Annotated in this window: 22 protein-coding genes; 13 read left to right on the forward strand and 9 right to left on the reverse strand. The window is 58.0% G+C overall.

Going from position 1 to position 26883, the window contains the following annotated elements; genetic code table 11:
• The first annotated feature begins 18 nt into the window (after positions 1 to 18).
• The 8 genes from BIND_RS05385 to BIND_RS05420 all read left to right on the forward strand — a co-directional run bounded on the left by BIND_RS05385 (position 19) and on the right by BIND_RS05420 (position 9094).
• Entirely contained in the window at positions 19 to 486 is a 468-nt protein-coding gene (locus tag BIND_RS05385; RefSeq protein WP_012384061.1) for a helix-turn-helix domain-containing protein, read from the forward strand.
• 312 nt (positions 487 to 798) lie between these two features.
• Positions 799 to 1995: a methionine adenosyltransferase gene (metK, locus tag BIND_RS05390; protein ID WP_012384062.1), complete on the forward strand. Its 1197-nt coding sequence runs from the start codon at positions 799 to 801 to the stop codon at positions 1993 to 1995.
• 27 nt (positions 1996 to 2022) lie between these two features.
• Complete coding sequence (gene trmB, locus BIND_RS05395; RefSeq protein WP_012384063.1) at positions 2023 to 2760, forward strand: tRNA (guanine(46)-N(7))-methyltransferase TrmB; 738 nt, start codon at positions 2023 to 2025, stop codon at positions 2758 to 2760.
• A gap of 397 nt (positions 2761 to 3157) precedes the next feature.
• On the forward strand, positions 3158 to 5053 hold the full coding sequence (locus BIND_RS05400; RefSeq protein WP_148210563.1) for a glycosyltransferase: 1896 nt from the start codon (positions 3158 to 3160) through the stop codon (positions 5051 to 5053).
• Positions 5054 to 5199: 146 nt separating this feature from the next.
• A complete protein-coding gene (locus BIND_RS05405; protein WP_012384065.1) occupies positions 5200 to 6903 on the forward strand; it encodes a lysine--tRNA ligase in 1704 nt (567 codons plus the stop codon).
• A gap of 47 nt (positions 6904 to 6950) precedes the next feature.
• On the forward strand, positions 6951 to 7592 hold the full coding sequence (locus BIND_RS05410; RefSeq protein ID WP_012384066.1) for an alpha/beta hydrolase: 642 nt from the start codon (positions 6951 to 6953) through the stop codon (positions 7590 to 7592).
• A gap of 57 nt (positions 7593 to 7649) precedes the next feature.
• Positions 7650 to 8003, forward strand: a complete 354-nt coding sequence (locus BIND_RS05415; protein WP_012384067.1) for a DUF952 domain-containing protein — start codon at positions 7650 to 7652, stop codon at positions 8001 to 8003.
• A gap of 5 nt (positions 8004 to 8008) precedes the next feature.
• The gene (locus BIND_RS05420) at positions 8009 to 9094 is read left to right on the forward strand and encodes a quinone-dependent dihydroorotate dehydrogenase (protein WP_012384068.1); all 1086 of its coding nucleotides are present in this window, start codon (positions 8009 to 8011) and stop codon (positions 9092 to 9094) included.
• Here BIND_RS05420 and BIND_RS05425 read toward each other — a convergent pair.
• The 6 genes from BIND_RS05425 to BIND_RS05450 all read right to left on the reverse strand — a co-directional run bounded on the left by BIND_RS05425 (position 9031) and on the right by BIND_RS05450 (position 14882).
• On the reverse strand, positions 9031 to 10401 hold the full coding sequence (locus tag BIND_RS05425; RefSeq protein ID WP_244395968.1) for an MATE family efflux transporter: 1371 nt from the start codon (positions 10399 to 10401) through the stop codon (positions 9031 to 9033). The two genes, BIND_RS05420 and BIND_RS05425, sit on opposite strands and share 64 nt — an antisense overlap.
• A 4-nt stretch (positions 10402 to 10405) precedes the next feature.
• Positions 10406 to 10735 (reverse strand): DUF6460 domain-containing protein, encoded by a 330-nt coding sequence (locus tag BIND_RS05430; protein ID WP_012384070.1) that lies wholly within the window; start codon positions 10733 to 10735, stop codon positions 10406 to 10408.
• A 27-nt stretch (positions 10736 to 10762) separates the two neighbouring features.
• Positions 10763 to 12487 (reverse strand): cisplatin damage response ATP-dependent DNA ligase, encoded by a 1725-nt coding sequence (locus BIND_RS05435; protein WP_012384071.1) that lies wholly within the window; start codon positions 12485 to 12487, stop codon positions 10763 to 10765.
• Entirely contained in the window at positions 12484 to 13518 is a 1035-nt protein-coding gene (locus tag BIND_RS05440) for a ligase-associated DNA damage response exonuclease (RefSeq protein ID WP_012384072.1), read from the reverse strand. Before BIND_RS05440 ends, BIND_RS05435 begins: the two co-directional genes overlap by 4 nt.
• A 215-nt stretch (positions 13519 to 13733) precedes the next feature.
• Complete coding sequence (locus BIND_RS05445) at positions 13734 to 14114, reverse strand: hypothetical protein (RefSeq protein ID WP_012384073.1); 381 nt, start codon at positions 14112 to 14114, stop codon at positions 13734 to 13736.
• A 381-nt stretch (positions 14115 to 14495) separates the two neighbouring features.
• Complete coding sequence (locus tag BIND_RS05450; protein WP_012384074.1) at positions 14496 to 14882, reverse strand: hypothetical protein; 387 nt, start codon at positions 14880 to 14882, stop codon at positions 14496 to 14498.
• Positions 14883 to 15237: 355 nt separating this feature from the next.
• On the opposite strand from BIND_RS05450, the gene BIND_RS05455 reads away from it, so the two are divergent.
• The 3 genes from BIND_RS05455 (at position 15238) to BIND_RS05465 (ending at position 19682) form a co-directional block, all read left to right on the forward strand.
• Positions 15238 to 16149: a class I SAM-dependent DNA methyltransferase gene (locus tag BIND_RS05455; protein WP_012384075.1), complete on the forward strand. Its 912-nt coding sequence runs from the start codon at positions 15238 to 15240 to the stop codon at positions 16147 to 16149.
• A 154-nt stretch (positions 16150 to 16303) separates the two neighbouring features.
• Positions 16304 to 17665, forward strand: coding sequence for an ABC1 kinase family protein (locus BIND_RS05460; RefSeq protein WP_012384076.1), 1362 nt, complete (start codon positions 16304 to 16306; stop codon positions 17663 to 17665).
• Positions 17666 to 18122: 457 nt separating this feature from the next.
• Entirely contained in the window at positions 18123 to 19682 is a 1560-nt protein-coding gene (locus tag BIND_RS05465) for a hypothetical protein (protein ID WP_148210564.1), read from the forward strand.
• A gap of 132 nt (positions 19683 to 19814) precedes the next feature.
• Here the strand turns inward: BIND_RS05465 and BIND_RS05470 are convergent, their stop codons facing one another.
• From BIND_RS05470 to BIND_RS05480, 3 genes are all read right to left on the reverse strand, one after another.
• Complete coding sequence (locus BIND_RS05470) at positions 19815 to 21245, reverse strand: homospermidine synthase (protein ID WP_012384078.1); 1431 nt, start codon at positions 21243 to 21245, stop codon at positions 19815 to 19817.
• Positions 21246 to 21440: 195 nt separating this feature from the next.
• The gene (locus BIND_RS05475) at positions 21441 to 22130 is read right to left on the reverse strand and encodes a GNAT family N-acetyltransferase (protein WP_012384079.1); all 690 of its coding nucleotides are present in this window, start codon (positions 22128 to 22130) and stop codon (positions 21441 to 21443) included.
• A gap of 187 nt (positions 22131 to 22317) precedes the next feature.
• Positions 22318 to 23448, reverse strand: coding sequence for a type III PLP-dependent enzyme (locus BIND_RS05480; protein ID WP_012384080.1), 1131 nt, complete (start codon positions 23446 to 23448; stop codon positions 22318 to 22320).
• A gap of 1359 nt (positions 23449 to 24807) precedes the next feature.
• Here BIND_RS05480 and BIND_RS05485 point away from each other — a divergent pair.
• Together BIND_RS05485 and BIND_RS05490 are read left to right on the forward strand one after the other, a co-directional pair.
• The gene (locus BIND_RS05485; RefSeq protein ID WP_012384081.1) at positions 24808 to 26409 is read left to right on the forward strand and encodes an OpgD/OpgG family glucan biosynthesis protein; all 1602 of its coding nucleotides are present in this window, start codon (positions 24808 to 24810) and stop codon (positions 26407 to 26409) included.
• A 26-nt stretch (positions 26410 to 26435) separates the two neighbouring features.
• A complete protein-coding gene (locus BIND_RS05490; protein ID WP_012384082.1) occupies positions 26436 to 26876 on the forward strand; it encodes a GNAT family N-acetyltransferase in 441 nt (146 codons plus the stop codon).
• Positions 26877 to 26883 lie beyond the last annotated feature (7 nt).

Here is a 26883-nt window from a genome sequence, read left to right on the forward strand (position 1 = left end):
GTGAGAAGGTTTTACAGCGTGAAGAAGGTACCCAACCCAATCGATTGCCATGTGGGTGGCAAGGTCCGCATGCGGCGGGTCATGTTGGGCATGAGTCAAGAAAAATTGGGGGAAGCGCTTGGCCTGACATTCCAGCAGGTCCAAAAATACGAGAAGGGCACCAACCGTATTGGTGCCAGCCGCTTGCAGCAGATTTCACGAATTCTCGATGTTCCGCCCGCTTTTTTCTTCGATGGAGCGCCTGCCTTTGAGGGCATGCCGCGCCCCAATGCCCCTGTGATACCGACCGGTGACGAAGCGTCATTGTCTTATGTGACCGAATTTCTTGCCACGCCTGAAGGCCTGCATTTGAATTTGGCTTTCCGGCGGATCAAGGATCCAAAGGTCCGCAAACGCATCGTCGAACTCGTCATGGCGATCGCTGGAGATGAAGAGCAGTTATTGAGCCCGGTCCCATCCGTCGGTCCTGGTTTTTCCGAAGGGTGAGAGCGCTGCCGGGAAAGGAGAAGAGCGAATAGGAGAGCTTTCGTTCTCTATAACGAACGTTTCGTCTAAATCGGCTTGACCAAAAGAACGATTTGCCAGACAGTGCCGGCAAGTTGATCTTGAATCGTGGTCCTCAAATGGCCGGCCGCGATCCATCTGCGCGATAGGGCTTTGAGGGGCGATTGGCGCGCCGTATGGGCTCGAGCAGATGTATTTTAGGCCGTGTCGCGGACGACGAAAGCATCATGCCAAAAGGTTGGTTCCTTTTTGGATGCTCCATCCTTGACGAAACAGAGCCCAGGAGACGATTGGGTGGCACGCGCGAATTATCTTTTCACCAGTGAATCGGTTTCGGAAGGTCATCCGGACAAGGTCTGCGATCGCATTTCGGACGAGATCGTCGATCTGTTCTTCCGCGAAGGTGAAAAGGCGGGCATTGATCCCTATCAGATCCGTGTCGCCTGCGAGAATCTTGCGACCACGAATCGGCTGGTGATCGCTGGCGAGGTTCGCGGGCCCGCCCTATCCCAAGAAACGATCATCGAAACCGCGCGCAAGGCCATCAAGGATATTGGCTACGAGCAAAAGGGCTTCCATTGGCGCGATGTCGCCGTCGAGGTCTTGCTGCATGCGCAATCCGCCGATATCGCGCAGGGCGTCGATTCCTCCGGCAACAAGGATGAGGGCGCAGGCGATCAAGGTGTCATGTTTGGCTATGCCTGCACAGAGACACCGGAGCTGATGCCGGCGCCGCTCTATTATTCGCACAAGATCCTCGAAGTCCTGGCTGCCGCGCGCAAGGCCGGTATCGGCGATGCCGCCAAGCTTGGCCCGGATGCCAAGAGCCAGGTGACGGTCCGCTATGTCGACGGCAAGCCGGTTGGTGTGACGCAGATCGTGCTTTCGACGCAGCATATCGATGAGACTCTGACCTCCGAGGATGTGCGCGCGATTGTCGAGCCCTACATCCGCAAAACCTTGCCGCAAGGCTGGATTACTGAGGAAACCGTCTGGCACGTCAATCCGACCGGCAAATTCGTCATTGGCGGTCCGGATGGTGATACGGGCCTGACTGGGCGCAAGATTATCGTCGACACTTACGGCGGTGCCGCACCGCATGGCGGTGGTGCCTTCTCCGGCAAAGACCCGACCAAGGTTGATCGCTCGGCGGCTTACGCCGCGCGTTATCTTGCCAAAAATGTTGTCGCGGCGGGTCTCGCCGATCGCGTGACCATCCAGCTCGCCTATGCCATCGGTGTGGCGGAACCGCTGTCGATCTATGTCGATACTCATGGGACGGGCAAGGTTCCCGAGGACAAGCTCGAGACGGTCCTGTCGCAGGTCATGCGGCTTTCGCCGCGTGGTATTCGCGAACATCTCCAGCTCAACAAGCCGATCTATGCGCGCACCTCGGCTTATGGTCATTTCGGCCGGACGCCCGATGCCGATGGCGGTTTTTCCTGGGAAAAGACCGATCTCGTGGACAAGCTGAAGGCCGCGTTCGCCTAAACGCGAACGGAAAGCCGTTTGCAATCCATGCAGCAGCCTGCCTTGGACGAAAAAGACGTGCTCCCTCCCGCCCCCGAGGCGGAGGGTGCACCTTGCGAAACCACGCTTTATGGTCGCCGCCGTGGCAAGAAGCTGCGGTCCTATCATTCCGCCTTGATGCGGGAAAAGCTCCCGGAAGTAGCCCTCGATCTCTCCCAGCCCGTCGCTTCCGTCACTGATCTTTTTCCGCACGCGCCCGAAGACGTCTGGCTGGAAATCGGCTTCGGGGGTGGTGAACATCTGGCCGGCACGGCAGCTTCGCAGGCCAAAAAGGGGTTCATCGGCTGTGAAGCTTTTCATAATGGCGTTGCAAAAATCCTGGTGCTGATCGAGGCGGAAGGCTTGCGCAATATCCGCGTCTTCGAAGGCGATGCGCGTAAGGTCTTGGATGCTTTGCCGCAGGCCAGTCTCGCCGGCATTTTTCTGCTTTATCCCGATCCCTGGCCAAAACGACGCCAGCGTAAACGTCGTTTTCTTTCAGATGCCATGCTGGAACGTCTCGCCCGTGTCTTGCGGCCCGGCGCGCCTTTGCGTTTTGCCACGGATATTGATGATTATGCGGGCTGGACTCTGGCCCGCGTCCTCCGCTCCCCCGATTTCGACTGGCCTGCGCAGGAAGCCGTGGATTGGCACAAGCCTTGGGAAGGCTGGACCGGAACGCGCTACGAGGCGAAGGCGCTGCGGCTGGGTCATCATCCGGCCTATTATACGTTTATCCGGAAATGACGCAGGAAGCCTTGATTGCATCCGCGTCCAAGGGCGTGGATGGGTCGTCTCCGATCGTGATCCAGATGAAGCTAGTTATGTAAATTAATTATATACTGAGTCGGAAAACGGGATTAGGATTATCTCCTCTTCTCACCATCGCGCCCTCGTGATTGGTTCTGTCCGCAGCGATTTCGAGGGGCCTGGACCGTGACCGGGTCGGCTCTTGTCTTCCTCGCCTTTGTTCGCTCCTGTTGCCGTGCTCGGCACGTCCTCTGAAACTGTCTTGGACTCAGGAACCCAGACCCTTTTTTCCGCGCATCTTCGACAACCACCTAATGAACCTCATCGAGGCACGGGTTTGCCGCTTGAGCTCGCCTTTCTGGAAGCTCAGGGGGTGCCTCGGGATCATTTGTCAATGGTCACGCATAAGGCGTGCCGCCAGAATGCCGCGCCAGAATCAGTGCTCTTTGCTGAAGGTCAAATCGACGAGGTTTTTTATTATCAGGCGCTCGCACGCCATTTGAATCTGAGTTTCCTGCGTGGAGCCGCGCGTCTTGCTCCGCAAATGACCTATCCGAATGTGCTCTATGATGGGTTTGCGGCCCTCGATGGGGGAGGAGAAGAGTCGCTGGGTGTCCCGACTTCTTTAACGGCTTGCTATCTCGCCGCGCCCCGAGGCGAGATTTTGCGGACATTGTTGGAAGCCGGGCCGCGGCAAATTGCCGGATCGAACCGGCTGATCCTGACGACACCGGCGCATTTCTCCTATCTTGTCCGTAAGGCTGCGACCTTGCGGATCAAGCTCGATGCGAGTTGCGGCCTCTTTGAATTCGACGCTTCACTCTCGGCGCGAACAGCACTCATTGGGCCGCAAAGCGCCCTGCAATTGCTGGCCTCTCCTGCCGTTGCTGGTGTGTTGGGCTTGCAGCTTGCCGAGTTCGTCTTCTTTGGTGCGCTCGTTCTGGCCATTCTCTTTTTCGGCATGCTTGTGTTACGCCTCGCCGCCGGGGCTGCCAGTCTTGGTCCGCGATCGCTCTGGCGGCCGCATGTGCGGGATGCGACCTTGCCGCTCTATTCCATCGTTGTTGCCCTGCATCGTGAGGCGCGAATTGTGCCTCAACTCGTCGATGCTTTGGAGCGCATCGACTATCCACGCGCCAAGCTTGAGGTCAAACTCGTCATCGAGGCGGATGATCGGGAAACATTGGAGGCCTTGCGGAAAGCGCGGCTCTCCCCGCTCTATGAGATCATCGTCGCGCCGTCCGGCTGGCCGCGCACGAAGCCGCGCGCCTTGAATGTCGCCTTGCCTCTGCTACGCGGGACTTTCGTCACCGTCTTCGACGCCGAGGACGAGCCTGATCCGTTGCAATTGCGGCATGCGGCGGAATATTTTCTGGCGAGCCCCAAGACGCTGGCTTGTCTCCAGGCACGGCTTGTCATCGACAATGTCGAGGATTCCTGGCTCACTCGCCTTTTCTCGATTGAATATGCAGTGCTGTTCGATGTGCTTTTGGAAGGCATGTCGGAACTCCGCCTGCCGCTGCCGCTCGGCGGTTCCTCCAATCATTTCCGAGCCGATGTTTTGCGCGCGGTGCATGGATGGGATGCCTGGAACGTGACCGAGGATGCCGATCTTGGCATGCGGCTCGCCCGTAATGGATATAGAACGGCGACGCTTGCCTCTCAGACATTGGAGGAGGCGCCTGCGCGGCTTGACGCCTGGTTCTCGCAACGCCGCCGTTGGCTGAAGGGGTGGATGCAGACGGGTGGTGTTCTGCTGCGTGATCCGCGGCGGCTTCTTGCTGAAACCGGCATGAAGCAGGGGGGAGCACTGCTTCTGCTGCTTGTCGGACTCGTGCTCGCGCCCTTGCTCTGGCCGATTTTGACGGGTGTCACGCTCTATCAATGGATGAGTGGCGGTCTGCCGGAGCCGACAAACTGGCTCGGCATTTTTGCTGCCACATTGTTTCTGGCTGTGAGCCTCCTCGGCGTGGGTTCGACGCTGTGGCTCTCCTGGCTCGGCATGCGACGGCGAAACCTCTTGAATCTCTGGCTGTTTTTGCCGCTGATCCTGCCTTATTATCTGTTGATTTCCTGCGCTGCCTGGGCCGCGCTTTATGATCTTCTTGTCCGGCCGTTTCATTGGCGGAAGACGGAACATGGTCTCGCCAGGACGAGGGCGTCGCGGCGGGCACCCGTGGAGAAAAAGCCTCGGGAAACGGAAACCAGCGCGGGCGCCGACACTGATGAATCATGGCGCAGTGCCCATCCAAGACCGGAGAGCCTGTTGCCGCTGGCCGTCGGGATTTGAATCCATCGTCCAGGGTCAGCTTGATTGAGCACTCGTCAGGTCTTTGGGAATTCCCTCGCGTTAAAAATTATTCTAGAGGATATTTTCTTGGTCTTGCGCCGGGCTGGCCAGCCGCGCAAACTTTCTCCCTGTCGAGGATTTGTCTCATGTCTGCCGCCGAGCCGGCCACAGCGCCGCTTTCCTTGTCTGAAGCCGTTGCCAAGGCCAATGCCTGGCCGTTCGAGGAAGCGCGCAAGATCGTCAAACGGGTCGAGGCAACCGGCCAGAAGGAAGTTCTGTTCGAGACCGGCTATGGTCCCTCCGGTCTGCCGCATATCGGCACGTTTGGCGAGGTCGCCCGCACGACCATGGTGCGCCATGCGTTTCGCATCTTGACCGAGGATAAGATCAAGACGCGGCTTCTGGCGTTTTCCGACGATATGGACGGCCTGCGCAAAGTGCCGGACAATATTCCGAACAAGGAGCTCGTCGCTGCTTATCTCGGTAAGCCTTTGACCCAGGTGCCGGATCCTTTCGGCACGCATTCGAGCTTTGGCGCGCATAATAATGCGCGGCTGCGCGCCTTTCTCGATTCGTTCGGCTTCGAGTATGAATTTGCGTCCTCGACCGAATATTATACGTCTGGTCGCTTCGATAGCGCGCTTTTGCACATGCTCCGCCATCTCGATGAGGTCATGGCGATCATGCTGCCGACTTTCCGCGAGGAACGGGCCGCCACTTATTCCCCTTTCCTGCCGATCCATCCGCGCACGGGCATCGTCATGCAGGTGCCGCTCGAAAAGACCGATCCGCAAGCAGGAACAATCGTCTGGCGTGATCCCGACACGGGTGAGGTGTTCGAGACGCCAGTGACGGGGGGCCATTGCAAGCTGCAATGGAAGCCCGATTGGGCAATGCGCTGGTACGCGCTTGGTGTCGATTATGAAATGGCTGGCAAGGATCTCATCGATTCCGTCAAGCTTTCGGGCCGCATCGTCCAGGCGCTTGGGGGCAAGCCGCCGGAGGGTTTCAACTACGAACTCTTCCTCGATGAAAAAGGTCAGAAGATCTCAAAGTCGAAAGGCAATGGCCTGACGATCGAGGAATGGCTGACCTATGCGAGCCCGGAAAGCCTCTCGCTTTTCATGTATCAGAAGCCGACGGCCGCCAAGCGTCTCTATTTCGATGTGATTCCGCGCACGGTCGATGATTATTTGAGTTTTCTCGACGCCTATCCCCGTCAGGCGATCAAGGAACAGCTCGGCAATCCGGTCTGGCACATCCATACGGGTCATCCGCCGGAGCCCGAAACCCTGACCCATGGCGGGCAGGCGACGGCCATTTCCTTCGGCATGCTCCTGAATCTCGCCGCGGTCGCCAATAGCGAGGACTCGCAGGTTCTCTGGGGTTTTCTGCGCCGTTACGCGCCCAATGTCTCGCCGCAGAATCATCCGCGTCTCGATCAGCTTGTTGGTTATGCGGTGCGCTATTTCCGCGATTTCGTGCGGCCGGCCAAGACCTATCGTGAGCCCGATGAGGTCGAAGTGGGAGCGCTCCATAATCTTCTCGATATGCTGGCGGCTTTGCCGGAAGGCGCCAGTGCCGAGGAGATCCAGACCGCGCTCTATGATGTCGCGCGCGCCATTCCGCGTTATCAGGATTTCAAGGCCAAGGGAGCGACAGAAGAGCGGCCCGGCGTCTCGAATGATTGGTTCAGTATGCTCTATGCTGTGTTGCTCGGAGAGGCCCGGGGTCCCCGTTTCGGTTCCTTCGTGGCACTTTATGGAATCGCCGAGACGCGCGCTCTGATCGAGAAGGCGCTGAAGGGCGACCTCACGCGCGAGCATGCCCTTTTCTTGCAGGGCCAATGAGGAACGGGCTGCCGTTCGTTCCTCTCTATTCCCTTGGAGAATGATCCATGGCTTTTTCAGAGCCGCTCGAAACCGGTGCCGATTGGGCCGATGCCAAGGCTGTTGCCATTCTGATGCATGGCCATGGCCAGACGCCCGAGGATATGCGCAATCTGGCCGTGCAGATCGATTGTCCCCAGGTGCGCTATCTTCTGCCCGATGTTGAGGGCGGTCTGTGGTATCCGAAAAACCTGCTTGAACCTTACGAGGAAAACGAGCCGGCGTTGAAAGCGTCGCTCGCTTATTATGGGGCGATCATCGATGGCCTGAAGGCGCGCGGTGTCGAACAGGATCGCATCGTGCCGGGTGGCTATTCGCAAGGCGCTTGCCTCACCGCTGAATTTCTGGTGCGCAATCCGCGTACCTATGGTGGCGCCTTGATCCTGACGGGTGGCTTGATCGATGTCGCGGCCATTGGCCGGCGGCCGGGCTCGGGCCTTCTCGCTGTGCCGATTTATGTTACCGGCAGTGAAATGGATGCGATCATCCCGGTGGATCGTGTGCGTGGCGCCATCAAGACTCTTCAGGCAGGCGGGGCACTGATCCGCTCGCATGTGTTTACCGATCGCGCGCATGAGATTAGTGCCGACGAGATTCTGGAAGCCCGCAAACTTCTTGAAGACGTCAAGAAGGCCGCAGAGCCTTTGTAATACCAAAGGTCATTTATTATGACCGTTGGTATAATTCTATCGACAGGGAGCTTTCGCATGACGCTGATCTACAAAATCGCTCCGAGTGATTTGTGGCAGAGCGCCGAGGAGAAGGGACGTTTCGACGGCTCTCCCGCGGATATGGCCGATGGCTTCCTGCATTTTTCGACTAAGGAGCAACTTCTGGGCACTGACGCCAAATGGTTCAAGGGTCAGGATGACCTCGTCCTTGTGGCGATTGATACGGATAAGCTCGGCGAAACACTCCGTTGGGAAGCCGCGCGCGAGGGGGCTTTGTTTCCGCATCTTTATGGCGCCTTGCCGCTCACGGCTGTGGTCTTTGCCAAGTCCCTGCCGCTCAAGCCAGACGGATTGCATGATTTCACCGGCCTTTTGGACGAAACCCATTGACCGGGATGACGTTCTTGGCGCCGCATCGGCTGCTCTTCGGCCTCGATCCCGAGCGGGCGCATCGCCTGGCGATCTGGGCGCTCGCGCATGTTCCCCTCCCGCCGCCTCCGGCCGTTGATCCCAGGCTGTCGGTCGAGGCTTTTGGCCTTGCCTTTGCCAATCCGCTCGGCCTTGCCGCGGGCATGGACAAGAATGGCGAGGCGCCGGGCGCGCTTTTGCGGCTCGGTTTTGGTTTTGCCGAAATCGGCACGGTGACACCGCTGCCGCAGCCGGGCAATCCGTTGCCGCGCCTGTTTCGCCTGACCAAGGATGAGGCGATCATCAATCGTTTTGGCTTCAACAGTGAAGGCCATGCGCGCGTACATGAGCGGCTTACGGCTTTCTTGGCAGGCGCGCGGCGGAAAGGCGTGATCGGCATCAATATTGGCGCGAACAAAGACAGTCTCGATCGCGCCGAGGATTATGTGAAAGGCATTCATGCCTTTGCCGATTGTGCGGATTATTTCACAATCAATATTTCCTCGCCCAATACGCCGGCTTTGCGCGATTTGCAGCAGCCCCTTGCGCTTGATGATCTTGTGGTGCGCGCGCTGGCTGCGCGTGATGCCGAGGCGGAGCGCCATGGCCGCAAGCCGGTGCTGGTGAAGATCGCACCCGATCTGACATTGTCCGAACTTGACGCGATCGTGAAAATCACCTGCGCACGAAAAGTCGATGGGCTGATCGTCTCCAATACGACGCTCAGCCGGCCTTCAGATCTTCAGGATCCGCAAGCGCGTGAGGCGGGAGGTCTTTCGGGCAAGCCGCTCTTTGATCTCTCGACACGCATGCTCGCTGAAACCTTTGTGCGCGTCGAGAACCAGTTTCCACTGATCGGCGTGGGCGGGATCGACAGCGCGGAAACAGCACTCGCCAAGATCGAGGCAGGGGCTACTCTCGTGCAGCTTTATTCGGGCCTCGTTTTTCAAGGCCCGGGGCTGGTCAGGAGGATTCTTGGCGAATTGCCGCGCTTGTTGACAGCGCGAAATTATCCACGGCTCGTGGATGCCGTGGGGGCTGCCGCGGTCGATCGGGTGAGTGAAAAAATCTGAGCATAAAGTGTGCGATAACGCCAGGCGAGCGTGAGGCCACGGCTTGAGAGGAAGACCAGCAGAGCGAACCACAGGCCGCGATTGCCCAAATCCGGTCTCAAGCTCTGCAAGGCATAAAAGCTTGCGAGATAAAGGCCGAGCGAGACGAGCATCATATTGCGCATGTCGCGGCTCCAGGTCGCGCCAATGAATACGCCATCCAATTCAAAGGCGAGACAGCCGACGAGCGGCGTCAGAGCGGCCAAAAGGAGGTCCTGCCGGGCAGTGACGCGCACAGCCTCGTTGGTGCTCACAATGTCGATGAAAAAGGCGCCAAATGTCTGCACGACCATAAAGGCCAAGGCGGCGAAGAGAAAGCACCAGAAACTCGTCAGTCGAACGCTGGCGCGAAAGCCCGAGGCATCGCCAGCGCCGAGTGATTGGCCGCTCATCTGCTCGGCGGCGGTGGCGAAACCATCAAGAAAATAAGCGCTGGTCAAAAAGAGATTCATCAGGATCGCATTGGCGGCGAGTTGGACATCACCAATCTTGGCGCTTTGCGCGGTGAAAAAGGCGAAGGCGAACATCAATGCCGCCGTGCGGATCATGATGTCGGAATTGAGTTTGAGGACACTGATGAATTTCTCCCGCGCGAAGACAGAGGCGAGAGACAGGGCACGCAGGGATGTGCGGTCGCGCAGAAGCAGGAAAAGACTCAAGCTGGCGCCCGCGATTTCGGCAATCAAAGTGCCCGTGGCCGAGCCTTTGATCCCCATGCCGAGCCCATACACAAAGGCGACATTCAAAACGATATTGAGAAGATTGAGGAAGACCTGCACCACAAGGGCGATATCGGTCCGCCCGCGCCCGGTGAAGGCGCCGACTGCCGCATAATTGATGAAGACAAAGGGAGCGGAAAAGATCCTGATATCGAAATAGGCGCGCGCCGCCCGTGTGACTTCCGGGCTGGCATTGAGCAAATAAAAGCCGATCCTGGCAATCGGGACTTGCAGCAGGATCAGGGTGAAGCCCAATCCCACGGCCAGGATCAGCGCCCGGAAAAGCGTTGCATTCTGTTCATCCTCGTCGCCGCGTCCCAGCGCCTGTGCGGTGAGGGCGGCGGTGCCCATGCGCAGAAAGCTGAAGATCCAGAAAGCAAAATCGAACAGCATGGCGGCCGTGGCGATGGCGCCGAGAAGCGCCGCCTGGCCGAGCCTGCCGATCACCATCGTATCGGCAATGCCGAGCAGAGGCGTCGAAAGATGGCCGAGCGTCATCGGCAGAGCGAGACGCACCACCGCCCAATGGCTGATCGTCACCTTGTGCACGGTTTCAGTTACCATTGCGCTGAGACAATAGGCGGATGACGAGCCAGACCGGAATGACGATAATGGCACCGGCAAGAATATAATCGCTGATCGCCCGGATCGCGTCGAAACCCATGGCCCAGAAATGATTGAACAAGGCAATGGCGGTGCGCCAGACGTCCTGCGGCCGGATATCCGCCCACATCAAAAAGGCGCCGACGATCAGCGAGAGGACCAGCAGCCGGATGAAGACAGTCACCGGCGAGCCGCCGAGAAAACGCGTCAGCGGCGTGCTTTTGGGCTGCTCGAAACGCCAGCGCGGCGGGGAAGGATCTGTGGAGGAAGGATTGCTCATGCGGCCTCGGGGAAACGATGTTCCATTTTAAGGGATCAACGGAGAGAAGACACGCTTTTCCGCATTCTGTTTTTGCGGCAACAGAATTTCCAGACTTTCGATCCGATCGGCTTCGTGCGCCGGCTTGTCCCAGCGGATGCGATTGATACGGGGAAAGCGCATGGCAAGGCCCGATTTATGGCGGCTCGAACGGTTCAGGCCCTCGAAGGCAATTTCGAGGACAAGGCCTGAGATTGTGCCGTCATCGTCCTTGCCGTGCTCCACGACGCGGACCGGGCCAAACCGATTGATTGTATGCGCGCGGACATAATGATCGAGCTGATGGAGCTCTTCATCGGTAAAGCCGGAATAGGCTTTGCCGACTGGCACGAGTTGCGCCGTGTCATGTCGAGAATCTGGATCACCACGCCAGACGCCGAATGTGTAATCGGAATAGAGCGAAGAGCGTTTGCCGTGTCCGCGCTGCGCATACATGAGAACGGCATCGACTGTAAATGGATCGCGCTTCCATTTGTACCACAGACCCTTCGGGCGGCCGGGGATATAGATTGAATGTGCTTCCTTCAGCATCACGCCTTCAACCGCCTCTGCATCATCTCCCGCTCCATGGGCTTCCGGCTCGGAACGAGCCGCTGCGAGATCCTCAAAGGTGTCGAAGGGGATCATAGGTGAGAGATCGAGACGGTGCGACGCGGCTGTTTCCACGAAGGATGTTAATCGCGCGCGGCGTTCGAGAAAGGGCAGGGGCCGGAGGTCCTCGCCATTGAGTCCCAGGAGATCATAGGCGCGGATATGGGCAGGAAAATCGGCGAGCAATTTGGCCGAGACCGTTTTGCGGTTGAGCCTTTGTTGCAGGACCGAAAAGGGCTGCACGTGGTGATCGCGCAGGATCAGCAATTCGCCGTCGATGGCGAAACGGTCGAAGGGGAGCGCATCGAGTGCCTCGACCAGATCGGGAAACGTCTTGGAAATTTCCTCGCCGGTGCGTGTATAGAGCCGTGTGATCCGCACCCCGTTCTCGCGATGGCCGATGACGGCCTGCACGCGGATGCCATCCCATTTCCATTCGGCACGGAAATTGTGCGGATGTAATGTCGCAAAATCCTGTTCCGTGATCGCATGGGCGAGCATGGCCGGATGAAAGGGCGCGGGGTCCTTGCTGTTTGGCCGCGCCTCGCGCCCTTCGAGCCAGGCGAAGAGATCGAGATAGGGCGGTTCAAGTCCGTGCCAGACCGCCTCGATTTCGTTGACGTCCTGGCCACCCCATTCGGCGAGCGCTGTTTTCGCAAGCCGCGCTGAAACGCCGATGCGCAAGGCACCCGTGATGAGCTTGAGCAGCGCCCAGCGGCCTGTCTCGTCCAGCGCGTCGAGCCAGGAGGCGATCCTAGTCGGCAGATCAAGCTTGCCGCCGCGCAGCCCTTCCACCACTTCCGAGAGAAGCAGCGGCGGCTGGTTCGAGCCTTCGATGATTGTTTGTGTCGGCGTTGGCCAGAGCAAAGCAATGGTTTCCGACAGGTCACCGACGAAATCATAGGAGAGATCGAAGAGAACGGAATCGACCCTGGTCGCGATCAAGGTGCGCAACAGGCCGGGTTTGGCCTGTTGAAAACTGAGGGAGCCGGTCAATGCCGCCAAGGCATAGCCGCGTTCAGGATCGGGCGTATTGGCGAAGAAATCCCGCAACAGCCGCAATTTATTGGTGCGGGAATGTTCGAAACTCAGCCGGTCGAGAAGCGTGGTGAAGGGCTTCACGCCGGCGCCTCGCTGGTCTCTTCCGGCTCGGCTTCTTCGTCACCATAACCGAGAAGGTGGAGGGGCTCCGCCTTCAGTCCCCGGTTGCTCGCCCAGTGCACGAGGGCCTCCGCCTCGCCATGCGTCACCAGCACTTCCTCGCATCTCGTCTCGAGGATCGTGGCGCAAAGCCCTTCCCAATCGGCGTGATCGGAAATGACGAGCGGCAGTTCGACGCCGCGCTGACGCGCAAAAGCCCGGATGCGCATCCAGCCCGAGGCGAAGGCGAGAACTGGATCATCGAATTTGCGCGCCCAAGCATCGCCGAGCGCCGAGGGCGGACAGAGGATGACCTTGCCCTTGCTCTCACCGCGCTTGCCGGTGTCGAGCTTGCGGGTCTCGCCGAGATCGATGCCTTGCTCCTCGTAGAATCGGGTCAGTTTTTCCATGGACCCATGCAGCAGGATCGGGGCCGTGTAACCAGCTTCCCGCAAAAGGGCCATGAGCCGTTGTGCCTTGCCAAGCGTATAGGCACCGATCAGATGCGGACGCTCAGGAAACAGATGCAGCGAGGCCAGAAGCTTATCGATCTGCCCAGCGGTTTGGGAATGGTGGAAGACGGGCAGGCCGAATGTGGCCTCTGTGATAAAGACATGGCAGGCGAGTGGCTCGAAAGGGAGGCAAGTCGGATCGCGCTCGCGTTTGTAATCGCCCGAGACGACAAGAACGAAGCCCTCGCATTCCAGGCGGATTTGCGCCGAGCCCAGCACATGGCCGGCCGGATGAAAGCTCACACGTATGCCACCGAGATCGATGGGTTCGCCATAAGGGATGGCCTGCGTTGCGCCGGCATGGTTGGCGCCATAGCGCAAAGCCATGATTCCCAAGGTTTCCGCCGTGGCGAGCACTTTTCCATGGCCGGCGCGGGCATGATCGGAATGGGCATGGGTGATCAGGGCTCGCGGGACCGCGCGCGTGGGATCGATATAGAAATCACCGAAAGCGCAATAAAGACCGGCTGGGGTCGTGGCGAGAAGATCGGACGCCCGCATTGCCAGCTTCAACTCCGCAAATTCATTCCTCTGAATAAAAGTGGTGCGGGAAGGCCGCCTTTCAAGCAAGGCGGGCTCTCTATTGCTTCTGATTAAAAGCTCTCAGTCGCATTTCTTTGCGACAGTCCCTTTGCAAAAGAGTCAGACGACTCTTTTGCAAAGGTTCCAGGAGAGCAATGCAAGGAGAGAGGAATGCAAGGAGTACAATGAAAGAATTATTCGGAGCAGGCGAGACCACGGGTCACATAGATACGGCCGTCAGGCCCGGTGACTTGCGGCACGACGACACAATCTTCTTCATTGTCATTTCCAGCCTTGGAAAGGCGCAGGGCAGGGCCATCGCCAAGAGAGGCCAAGGACGATTTGGGGGCTACCGCCACGCTGCGGCCCGTCACCATGGTGGGGCCGGATGAAACCGGGGCCCGATAAAAGGCCACTTTCTGCAGAATATGCGGCAGATCCGCCATATGGATTACGGGCAGTTGGACGACCGGCACAGGCGCGGCGATGACGGCGGCACCAAGACAGGCTAAGGACACACCCGCCATGGTCAAGGTGAGGATCTTCTTGCCGAAAGCTTCACGAGGTTTGGGCATAACATTCCCTCTCGAATCGCGTTCTGAAACCGATTGTCCATCTCGGAGACTGGATCGAGATGGATGGTCAAATCCCGGCTCATGCGGCGAGGGTAGGTCTGTTGCTTCAGCGCAACAGACAAACCTTAAAATGAATCTCATGGGAAAAAGTTGCAGAGATTCACAGAAAAACTCCCTGTGGATTAACCTTTTCGAAAGAATTTTCCCGAAACGGCCGATTGCCTTATCTAGTCTCCGCGGTCACAAAAAATGACCGTCAGGGCTTCTCAAATTTTCGCTATCTTTTTGAATTGCTCCCCTCGACCGTGAATAAGCAAAGCCCGCTCCTTTTCTGGCTGAGGAACGGGCTTCGGTCGTGAATGGATCTGGATTGGAAGGGGCTCAGTAGCAAGCCCGCACGGCGCGATAACCCACGAAACGGCCCCAGGCGTCATAGACAGGCTGGCGGACTGGATAGCAGCCGCCATAGGAATAATAAGGGCTATATCCATAGGCCGAGGACGCGCCGATGGCGCTGCCAAGGGCCAGGCCACCGATCAATCCAGCCGCCGCCGGGCCGCCCCAGCCCCAACCGCCATATCCCCAACCGCCGCGATAACCGCCCCAGCCGCCATGATAGCCGCCACCCCAGCCGTGCCCGCCCCAATGCTGAGCCGCGGCTGGCGTCGCAGCGATCAGCGTCGGGCCCAGAAGACTTGCGGCGACCGCGGAGGCGATCAGCCCGCGAGACAGAAGTTTTTTAAGGGAAGGAAAAGAAAAGTGGATCATGATGGTATTCCTCGTGAACCTGACGCGGTCGCTTGAGGCGGCGAGAAGCGCCGGTTTGCACCACGGCAAATTTGCACCACGGCAAAATCGATTCTCGTCTCGATTTCCATCGCCGCATTATGAATTCTGGCCTTGCTTTTAAGCACATGTGCCTGAATTTGGAGTGAATGAATTGGGTCAAAATGGGAATGCTTCTGCGGCGCCGCGGTTCCGGCGCCGCTTTCGCTCTAGTATCCACTTGTCCTCATTGAAGCGGTTCAATGAGGACAAGTGGATACGGTTTAAAGAGTGACGTATCGAGAATCTGTATTCTCGATACTACGGTATCATTCCCAAAAATGTGAGATTCGGGCTGATGGCCTTGTTGAAAGCCTTGCGCTCATCCGGTGATTATCTGGCGGATCGTCGTTTCGCTTATGCGCAGGCCGCTGCCGCCGAGGGCGATGATCAGGCGGCCGAGGATCTCGTTCTTCAAACCTTGGAACTCGTTCCGGATTTCGCGCCGGCTTGGTTTACTCTGGGCGAATTGCGTGAAAAGCAAGGCCTGCGCGATCAGGCCATCGAAGCTTTTGAGCGGGCACGCGCCTGCGATGAGACGGACGAACTGGGCGCTGTTTTGCACCTTGGCAGGCTCGGCGCGATTGTCCCGCAAACAGCCTCGCCACGCTTTGTCGAAAGCCTTTTCGACCATTATGCCGATGATTTCGAAGCCCATCTGACGCAAAAGCTGCATTATCGCGGGCCATCTCTCCTTGCCGAGGCCTATATGCGCCTGCAAGCCGGTGTCGCCGAGACCATGATCGATCTCGGTTGTGGCACCGGCTTGGCCGGTGAAGCGTTCCGGCCGATGGCGCGTCATCTGACCGGTGTCGATCTCTCGCCTCGGATGATCGAGGCAGCCAAGGCACGGGGGCTTTATGACCGTCTCGCCGTAGCCGCCGTGGAAGATTTTCTCATGTCGGAGCCCGAATCCAGTGTCGATTTGATCATCGCCGCCGATGTCTTCGTCTATATGGGAGATCTTTCCTCTGTCCTTGCTGGGTCGCGCCGGGTCTTGAAACCCGATGGTCTCCTCGGTTTCACCGTACAAGTGACGCAAACAAAACCTTATAAAGTCGGTCATGATCTGCGTTTTGCCCATGCGGAGGCTTATCTGCGCGCGGCGCTTGCGGAGGCGCGCTTGCATCTGACGCTTTGTGAGGATGTTTCGACCCGCCAGGAGGCAGGCACGCCGGTGCCGGGTCTCCTGATCATCGCGCGCGCCTGAGACGATCCAGCCTTGGCCATTACAGAAGCGTGACCCGTATCCTGCTGTTTCAGCTTGGAATAAACCGCCCCACAGGTATCAATCATCGCGTCCCGAGACTATATGAGCCTCGAACCTTTGTCCTTGCTCCCTTTCATCCCGAGTTCGATCATCCATGCAAGATAATGAAGCGAACCGCTTTTCCGCCCGCGCCGCGCGCTATGCCCGTGTCGGTGTCAATGTCGGCGGCGTCGCGGCGCGGATTGCCGGCGCGCGACTGACTGGACTGCGGGGCAGCGAGAGCGGCAATGCGCGGGCGCTTGCCAAAGCGCTGGGTGGTCTCAAGGGACCCATGATGAAAGTCGCCCAGATGATGGCGACCATACCGGATATTCTGCCACCCGAATATGCCGAGGAATTGCTGAAACTGCAGAACGAAGCGCCGCCAATGGGCGCGGCTTTCGTCAAGCGTCGCATGCAGGGCGAATTGGGGGAGGGCTGGCAGAAACGGTTCGGCGCTTTTGATCTACATCCAGCGGCGGCCGCCTCGCTGGGGCAGGTCCACCGTGCGCGCATGCAGGATGGGACGGTACTTGCCTGCAAGCTGCAATATCCGGATATGGCCTCAGCCGTCGAGGCCGATCTCAAGCAACTCGATCTGCTCTTTTCCTTGCACCGGCGCGTCAATCCCGCGATCGACACGCGCGATATGGTGAAGGAAATCTCAGAGCGGGTCCGCGAAGAGCTCGATTATAAGCGCGAGGCGCGCCATGCCGCGCTTTACAAGCATATCTTGCAAGGCCGCGAGGAGGTGCGCGTCCCGCGCGTTTATCCAGAACTCTCGACGAAACGGCTCTTATCAATGGATTGGCTCGAAGGCGAAAAGCTTCTCGCTTTCACCAAACATCCGCAAGAGATCCGCAACCGGATCGGGGCCGCCATGTTCAATGCCTGGTGGATTCCCTTCATCCATTATGCCGTGATTCATGGCGATCCGCATTTCGGCAATTACGCAGTCTTCACGGAAGCAGGCGAACCGGCGGGTATCAATTTGCTTGATTACGGTTGTATTCGACTCTTTCAGGCTCATTTCGTCGAAGGTGTGCGCGAGCTTTATACGGGCTTTCTGACCCATGATTTCGACCGCACTGTTCATGCCTATGACATTTGGGGCTTCAAGGGCCTAACGCGCGAACATGTCGAAATCCTGAATATCTGGGCGCGTTTCATGTATGGCCCCTTGCTCGATGATCGCGTGCGGACGGTGGCTGATGGCGTCTCGCCGAGCCAATATGGCCGCAAGGAGGCCTTCACGGTGCATCAGGCTCTCCGCAAGGCGGGTGGGGTGCGGGTACCGCAGGAATTCGTCTTCATGGATCGCGCGGCGGTCGGGCTTGGGGGCGCCTATCTGCATCTCGGTGCCAAGCTCAATTTCTATCGCTTGTTCAATGAAGCGCTTGCTGATTTCGACGCAGAGGTTTTGCGCATACGGCAAGCAGAGGCGCTCGCCAACGTGGGTCTGCCGAGTCCTACCTAGCCGAGTCCTATCTAGCCAAGGTCCAGCCTGAAATGAGCTGTGTTAAAAACGCAACGCTCGATTGGGAAAGTTAAAGGGTCATTGCGAATGACAGTCGCGTCAAAACAAGAAGATAGAGACGCTTGATCCTTTTCAGAAAGGATTGAATATCATCCAATAAAGCATTGAAAATATAAAAGCATATTAACTAGGGAGGCTGGCTTTTGGTTTCAATTTCATCAGTCATAATTTTTGCGGACAGGCTCAAGCTATTCTCGATTATGACGTGTGTCATCTAACTGTCATAAAAAATATATTGAACTGTTAAGCTTGTTCGTTACATGCGCCCCCATCTTCCGTCGTATCAGGGGCGCGACTTTCTATGCATTTCCGAACCACCAGCCTTGTCTTAGCGTTGCTAAGCTCCAGCGCTTTGGCTGCGATTGTTTCCCAGCCCGCGCGCGCCCAAGATGCCGCCATGGCCGCCAAGATCGAGAAACTTGAGGCCAAATTACGGCAGCTCGAACATCAATTGTCCGTGCAAGATCGCCGGACCAGAGAGACCGCTCAGGAAGTGCATAAAGTATCCGTGCATCCTGTGTCTTCGCATGAGCATGCGGCGCGAGTCGGCGGTGCGGGTGGCCTCATTCCGGCCGAATATAATACGACCGATCATACATTGCGCGCGCCGGACGGCACGCTCATCAGCACGGATAAGATCTATTATAAGGGCCTGACGATCACGCCCGGCGGCTTCTTCGAACTTGACGGTATCTTCCGCGACAAGAACCAGCTCGCTGACGTCGGAAGCTCCTGGGGCGCGATCCCCTATCAGAATAACCTCGCTGGACACTTGAACGAATATCGGTTCAGCGCCCGCCACAGCCGCTTCTCCATGCTGGCTGAAGGCGATGTCAATAAAGACATCCATCTTGCTGGCTATGTCGAATTCGACTGGCTCGGCGCCGCGGCAAGCGCCAATCCGAACTCGACGAACTCTTTCCAGCCGCGTATCCGCAACATGTATGCAACGGCTGATTTCAAGGATCTCGGCCTCCACGGTCTGTTCGGCCAGAGCTGGTCTTTGCTGACCTTGAACGCCAGCGGGATGTCGCCACGCAAGGAACAGCCGCCGTTGGTGATCGACGCGCAATATGTGCCGGGTTTCTATTTCGCCCGTCAGCCCGGACTGCGTATCGTCAAGGATTTCGACAATAAATTCTTCATCGGTGCTTCGATCGAAAACCCGCAGACGACAGCGGCGCCGGGGCCGGTTCCGGGCGGTGGGCCCAATGGTACGCCTCTCGTGACCTGGAACGCTCCCGGTGGCAGCCAGTTCAACAGCTTGGTCAACAATTCGTTGAACAATATTCCCGATTTCATCGGCAAGGTAGCCTGGGAACCAACCGTCTTCGATCGTCAGATCCATCTCGAAGGCTTTGGCATTTATCGCAATTTCTATAGCCGCAATAACCTGACCGGTCAGCACAACAATGTTGCCGGTTATGGCGGTGGCGGCGGCGTTATCGTGCCGCTCATCCCCAAAACCCTTGATTTCCAATTCTCCGCATTTGCGGGTCGTGGTATCGGCCGTTATGGCGCGGCGGCACTCCCCGATGTCGCGATTCAAGCGAATGGTGCTCTGACCGCCAATCCCGAGACGATGCTACTCGCGGGCCTTATTTTCCACGCGACTCCCACTTGGGACTTCTACATTTATGCGGGCCAGGAACAGCAGATGTCGCCGCATTACAGCTTTAGTGGCGCCGCCACTACAGCCAATGCCTTTGGTCTCGGCAATCCGCTTTATAATAATACCGGCTGCTTTGTCGTCGGCGGTTCTTGCTCCAATCAGACAAGTCTGATTCGTTCTGTTGCGGCCGGTTTCTGGAATAATTTCTATACCGGTTCCTTCGGGCGTCTGCAGGGTGGCATGACCTATTCCTATACGGAGCGCAGTGGCTTTGGCGGTATCGGTGGAACACCCAAGGCGAATACCAGCATGCTGATGACCAGCCTGCGCTATTACCCCTGGTAAGCAAACGGTTGATTATGAAAAAAGGCGGGCCGCTGAAGGATCAGCGGCCCGCCTTTTGTTTGTTTTAGAGCATCAGATGGATCATTGACGAATGTATCCGTTCAGGTGCGTTCACCTGAACGGAGCTTATTCTCAGCGCACGATGACATTCTTGAACTGCCAGGGATCTTCCTCATCGAGGTCCTCGGCAAACAATTGCGCGCGATCGACCAGTGGTGTCCAATCCGTATATTCGCCGATCACCGGGCCGAGATAGGGACGCTGGATCTCAAGGCAGCGCTGGAAATCCACTTCGTCGGCCTCGACAATGCCCGCTTGCGGATTTTCGAGCGCCCAGACCATGCCTGCGAGCACGGCGGACGTGACCTGCAAGCCGGTCGCGTTCTGGTAGGGAGCGATACGCCGTGTTTCCTCGATCGAGAGCTGGGAGCCATACCAATATGCGTTTTTCGCATGGCCGTAGAGCAGCACGCCGAGTTCGTCGATTCCATCGACGATCTCGTTTTCATCGAGAATGTGAAATTCCGGCTGTGGCTGCCATTGCGCGCCGGCCATTTCATCGAGTGACAGGACCGCGTCATCGGCCGGCCGATAGGCATAATGACAGGTCGGCCGGTAGACCACTTTGTCGCCTTCGCGCACCGTGAAATAATCGGCGATCGAAATCGATTCATTATGAGTCACGAGAAAGCCGTGCTGCGCCTTGGCGGTTGGGGTCCAAGATCGCACGCGTGTGCCAGCGCCGGGCCGCATCAGATAGATCGCGCAATCGGGGCCGAAATCATGACGTTTGCCTTCGGGCGGCAGATGGCGTTCATGCGTGCCCCAGCCGAGTTCGGCGGGTTGCAGCCCTTCCGAGATGAAGCCTTCGACCGACCATGTATTCACGAAGACATTCATCGGCTTTGGCGTCTTGGCACGTTGTGTGTCACGTTCCGCGATATGGATACCCTTGACGCCGACCGTCTGCGCAAGTTTCGCCCAGCCTTCGCGGCTTGTCGGCGGCGTGGCGTCGAGGCCGACGTCAGCGGCGACATTCAATAAAGCCTGTTTGACGAACCAGGAGACCATGCCGGGATTGGCGCCGCAGCAGGAAACAGCGGTTGGTCCTTTGCCGAGCGCCCGCTTCTGTTCGAGCACGTCTTCACGCAAGGCATAATTGGAGCGCTGTGACAAGGTCAGGCGCGGGTCGTTATAGAAGCCGAGCCAAGGCTCGTCGACAGTATCGACATAGAGCGCACCGACTTCGTGACAGAGGCGCATGATGGCCGATGAAGACACATCGACGGAAAGATTGACGACAAAAGCCTGACCTCCGCCCTCTGTCAGGAGGGGCTTCAAAAGATCAACGAAATTCTCGCGTGTGACGGCTTTCTGAATAAAGCGCACGCCGCGCTCGTCCAGCAATTCCTTGTGTTTCTTACGGGGGTCAATGACGGTGAAACGCGCGTGATCATAGTCGAAATGACGTTCGATCAGCGGCAGCATGCCTTGTCCGATCGAGCCGAAGCCGATCATGACGATGGGACCAGTAATTTTGGCATGCACGGGCCATTGCGACATTATGAAAACTCCGAAGGAAAAGAGGAATGACGCGACGCTCTCGGATAGGTCGCAAAAGCAAGTTTGCTCTTGTGAGGGGTCCGACACGTCATGCGGACACAACGCAGACGCAGACGATGCGCCACGTTCAAGCAAGTGCGATGACAAAGGTCAAGAATACACCTTCGGTCTGCAAAAATGCCGAAGGTGCCGGGTTCAGGCCGCCTGTCGCCAGTCCAAGGCGAGGATGGGCTCTTGCGCCGATGGAAATAGCAGGGCGCCGGTCGGCAGCACAAGACCTTCGGCGTTTGCGAGAGCGCCAGATGACAGTTCCAAGGCCAGAAAACGGGCGCGATCGACAGGCCCGGGGAGCTCGAATCGTTTGGTCAATTCGGATGAGAAGCCAAATTTCTCATAATAGGGCGCATCGCCGACGAGCAGAATGGCCGCGTGATCGCGGCTGCGCGCCCGCGCGATGGCCTCGCGCATGAGGCGACCACCAAGGCCCAGCGAGCGATGCTCCGGGCTGACGGCGAGCGGGCCAAGCAGCAGGCAAGGCACGAGACCGGCGAGAACATGCCAAAGACGGACCGTCCCGACGAGTGTCTCGCCCCTCTCGTCAATTTCCTTGGCGACAAGGGACAGACCGATAGCCGGATAGCGTCCTTCCCGCAGCCTTTCGCTGGTCTTTTCGAAACGGGCCGGACCGAAAGCGCGATCAAGCAAGGCTTCGCGCGCGGGCACATCGCTCAGACCTTCTTCCTCGATGCGGATCGTGGCGGGCATCGGCAAAGACACAGGCGATGCGCCCGGAATAGTCGGGCGCGTCGCGATCTCCATGTCAAAAAGGGGAGCGAGCGATTGGCTGGAAATCGATTGGCGAGAAATCGACTGGAATGAGGTCATCTCAAGCCTCCATGGCCTTCGTGAAAAGGCTCAGATTGCGCGTGACGACCCTCGTACCGGCTTGACATTGAGCGCCAAACCAGCCGTCCGGGACCGATGGAAGGAAAAAGCTTCAGGGAAGGCTAAAGCCTCTCCCACAGGGTGATCATCTCCCGCATGATGCGGAGATGATCACGATCGAGCAGACTCAGATCACATAGGATTTGAGCGGCGGAAAACCGTTGAAGCCGACCGATGAATACATGGTCGTATAGGCGCCGGTTCCCTCGATCAGTACTTTCGACCCGATTTCGAGGCTGATCGGCAGCAGATAAGGGTCTTTTTCATAGAGCACATCAACGGAATCGCAGGTCGGACCTGCCAATACGCAAGGCTCGCACGCGTCGCCGTCAAAGGCTGTGCGGATCGGATAACGGATCATTTCGTCCATCGTCTCGGCGAGGCCGTTGAACTTGCCGATGTCGAGATAGACCCATTTGACAGAATCGTCCTCGGACTTTTTCGAGATGAGGACAACTTCCGCTTCAATGACGCCCGCATTGCCGACCATGCCACGGCCCGGCTCGATGATCGTCTCGGGGATCTTGTTGCCAAAATGTTTGCGCAGCGAATGGAAGATCGCCTCGCCATAGGCTTTCACCGCTGGCACGTCGCGCAAATATTTGGTCGGAAAACCACCGCCGAGATTGACCATCTGCAAGGTAATGCCGCGCTCGGCGAGATCCTTGAAGATTTCCGAGGAGGAACGCAGAGCGGAGTCCCACATCAGCGGATTGCGCTGCTGCGAGCCAACATGGAACGACAGGCCGAAGGCCTGCAGGCCGAGCCGATGGGCATGTTCCAGCACGCGCGGCGCCAGCGACGGCGCGCAGCCGAACTTGCGGGACAGCGGCCATTCCGCGCCTTCTCCATCGCAGAGAATGCGGCAGAAGACACGCGAGCCAGGCGCAGCGCGGGCGATCTTTTCGACCTCGGCCTCACAATCGACGGCAAAGAGCCTGACGCCGAGCGCATAGGCGCGGGCGATGTCACGCTCTTTCTTGATCGTATTGCCAAAGCTGATCCGGTCGGCGGAGGCGCCGGCGGCCAGGACCTGCTGGATCTCGACGACCGAGGCGGTATCGAAGCACGAGCCGAGACGGGCAAGGAGTTCAAGGACTTGCGGATCCGGATTGGCCTTTACGGCATAAAAAACGCGCGTATCCGGCAGGGCCTTGCTGAAGGCTTGATAATTGTCGCGCACCACCTCGAGATCGAGGACGAGGCAGGGGCCGTCTTCCGTGCGGGAGCGGAGGAATTGTTGAATGCGATCGGTCATCGCGGCATCCCTTCGAAGGGCGTGCGTGAGCACGCCAAGAGAAATAAGCTTCGGGGTGCATGGCGATGCTCCTACTCCCGCGCTTTGGAGACGCGGAGGTGCAAGTTGACCCGCCATACGTGACAACTTCGCGATCCGACGTGAATCATTCACGCCGACTGCCAAGCAGTCAGATGCTGCGCCGTTGGGCCTACATGTTCTTGCAACGAGGCACGACAATGCCTTGTTGGAAAATGTAGCCTTCGATTGGAATGGAATGAATTCCCTTCCGCACGCCCGGCAAGATAGACAAGCCTCTTCGGTACGTCAGCTTTGGAGGCTGACAGAGACGAAAAAGCCCGGTCCGTCGTTGCTTTAAGTCGCGTTCCCCGTTTGGCGGGGTTCGCCGGTTCGCCTCCGGCTGTCGATCCTTTTAAGGTGGTTAACCGGCCTCTTGTCCGGATCCCCACCAATCGACCACGACCACAGGCACGTGCGATTTGGGCAAGCGCTAAAATAAGTGATTCGCGCCGAAACACAAGATCTTTTGAAAAAAAGATCTTGATCTTGTCCGAGGGGACCGTGGGACGACAGACGCGGGAGTCGTCGTGGCCTCTGCCAATATTGAGCGAGGCGGAAGGGACTGTCGCGCGATAGGTCATCGGCTAATGAGTGTGCATGGCCTTTAGCATTTGTATTCAACCCGGTGATGCCGGTCGTGGCAAAACCTGTGATGTGCCGAGACCGGGGAAATAAGCCTCATCGACGCAAGAGGTTCCTGCACGTATGCGTGAGAGCCTGCACTCGGGCTGGTCGTCGATCTTGAAGGTCGGCCGGGACCGCCGCCGGGGCAGGGGCAAGCCGCCAGCTATGAAAATATCGGCCAGATGGATGCTTGCGATTAATGGCAAAGCTCAGTAACTCTGCTCCGCGACGCATCCGCGAAGGACCATTGCCTGGCCCCAGCGATGCACCCCGGTTCTTTGATGAGAGCATCGTGGCGGACATTGTTTCGCTATAAAGGATTATTATCGTAACTCGGGTGGTTTTTCTCGCACCGTTCCAGGTGTCGAGGTTCAGGTGCTGAGGGAAAACACCCCCAACTCCAATTTTTGGCGGGAATAGGCGGATCGGTGTCGTGATCCGATCCGCCTATTCCCGTAGATCGAGCAGCCGCTCACTGAGAATGCTGAGTTCGAAAGCGAGGATAGCTTTTGGGCCGGTGTGGTGCGGCTGCGAAGATCTTGAGCATCGCTCATTCCTTCACTCGATCGGGCGATGCTCTCCTGCTAGCAGATGTTCTGCTTACCTCCTCGCTTGCCTTTCCCCACGGCGCTCTTTCCCGGCGCTCTCCTTCAGTCCAGATCGCAAGTTTAACCCATGGCCGATTTTCCCCGCCGTCATTTCGTTCAAGGCTTGTTTGCGTCCACGGCATTGCTGAGCTGTGCAACATCAGGCCACGCCGCGCCCGCCAATCCTAGTGGGAATAGCGCTGCCAATAATGCCGCGACTCCCGCGCCGGCCCCAAAATTTGATTTTGACGATGTCGTACGGCGGGCGCGTGATCTTGCCGCGGCGCCCTTCGATGCGCGCCCGCCGGTTTTGCCGGACGCTTTGGCGCAACTCGATTTCGATACCTGGCGCGACATTAAAACGCGCTCGGACAAGGCTTTTGTGCTCAGCCCGCAAAGCCCGTTCCGGATGCAATTGTTTCATCTCGGGCATCTTTATAAGCGGCCGGTTATCGTCAATACGATCCGCGACGGGATTCCAACGCCCATCCCCTATGCGGCTAATCTCTTTGACTATGGCCGTGCGAAATTCGACAAACCTCTGCCTGTCAATCTTGGCTTCGCGGGCTTCCGGCTGCATTATCCTCTGAATTCTCCGAAAAGTTCCGATGAAATCATTTCCTTCATCGGCGCGAGCTATTTCCGATTCGTCGGGCGTGGAGAAAGCTGGGGGCTATCGGCTCGCGGTCTCGCTGTCGATAATGGCAGCACTAACGAGGAATTTCCCTTTTTCCGCGAGTTCTGGATCGAGGCCTCGCAGCAGCAGGGCGACCGCGCGATCATTTATGCCTTGCTCGATAGTTCCGCCGCGACCGGCGCCTATCGGTTCGAGCTCAGCCCCGGCAAACAGACCGAGCTCGATGTTTCGGCAACGCTCTTTTCGCGCAAGACAGGTGTCAAACTGGGTCTCGCGCCGCTCACCTCAATGTTCCTGGCGGGTGAGAACGAACATCGCTTCAAGGACGATTTCCGTTTTGAATTGCATGATTCCGATGGCCTGCTGATCCACAGCAATACTGACGAGTGGATCTGGCGGCCGTTGCGCAATCCCCCCACGCCGCAAATAACAACCTTCCCCGCACGTGATTTCCGTGGATTTGGCCTGTTGCAGCGCGACCGTGCGTTCGACCATTACCAGGATCTGGAACTCGCCTATCAGTCGCGGCCGAGCTATTGGGTTGAGCCCCACGAAAATTGGGGCGATGGGCATGTCGATCTGCTCGAATTGCCAACCGCGGACGAGACCAACGATAATATTGTCGCCTCTTTCGTACCGAGTGAAAGCTTCGAGCCCGGCAAGGCCCTGTCCTTCGGTTATCGCATCACGTCTTTTCTCGACGCGGCCAAATTTTCTCCGAATGGACGTGTAATCAATACGTTCCAGACGGTGGCCAAGGCGTTGGGCTCATCCGAACCCGTCGTGCCCAATTCCCGGCGTTTCCTGATCGATTTCGCTGGGGGTGATCTCGCTTATTATCTCGATGATCCCTCTCTCATCGAGATTGTTTCGGCGACGAACAATGGCCAGATCCTGCGGACATTCCTGATGCCGGACCCCTATATCAAGGGCTTCCGCGCCGCTATCGATGTTGCGCTCCCGCCGGGCCAGACAGCGGATCTGCGGCTCTTCCTGCGTTCGGGCCAGCGTGTCTTGACCGAGACCTGGGTCTATTCATGGCTGCCCCAATGAGTTCACCCTTGTCAGGGGAATAAGGCGTGGGAGTCAGGAAGGCACGGCTCGCCGATCTCGCGAAGCTCGAGGCGCTTGAATGCGCCGCTTTCGCACATGATCGGCTGTCGCGCCGCAGTTTGCGCGCCTATATCCTGTCTCCGCGTGTCATCATGCTGGTCGCTATTCACGAGCGCGTGCTCGCGGGTTATAGTCTCGTGGCCTTCCGCAAAAACTCGTCTGTCGCCCGGCTCTATTCCCTTGCCATTGCGCCGGAAAAGTCGGGTCGCGGTCTCGGCGGTGCCCTTTTGGCGGCGAGCGAAAAAGCCGCGCGCCGGAGAGGAGCGGCGCGTCTGCGGCTCGAAGTCCGTGTCGATAATCAGCCGGCGATCGCCCTGTACAACAAGGCGGGTTATCGGCCCTTCGACAAGATCGATGATTATTATGAAGACGGAACGAGCGCCCTGCGTTTCGAAAAGGATTTGTGAGTAGGAT

Origin of the sequence: Beijerinckia indica subsp. indica ATCC 9039 (assembly GCF_000019845.1) — a bacterium.
GTDB classification, from domain to species: Bacteria; Pseudomonadota; Alphaproteobacteria; order Rhizobiales; family Beijerinckiaceae; genus Beijerinckia; species Beijerinckia indica.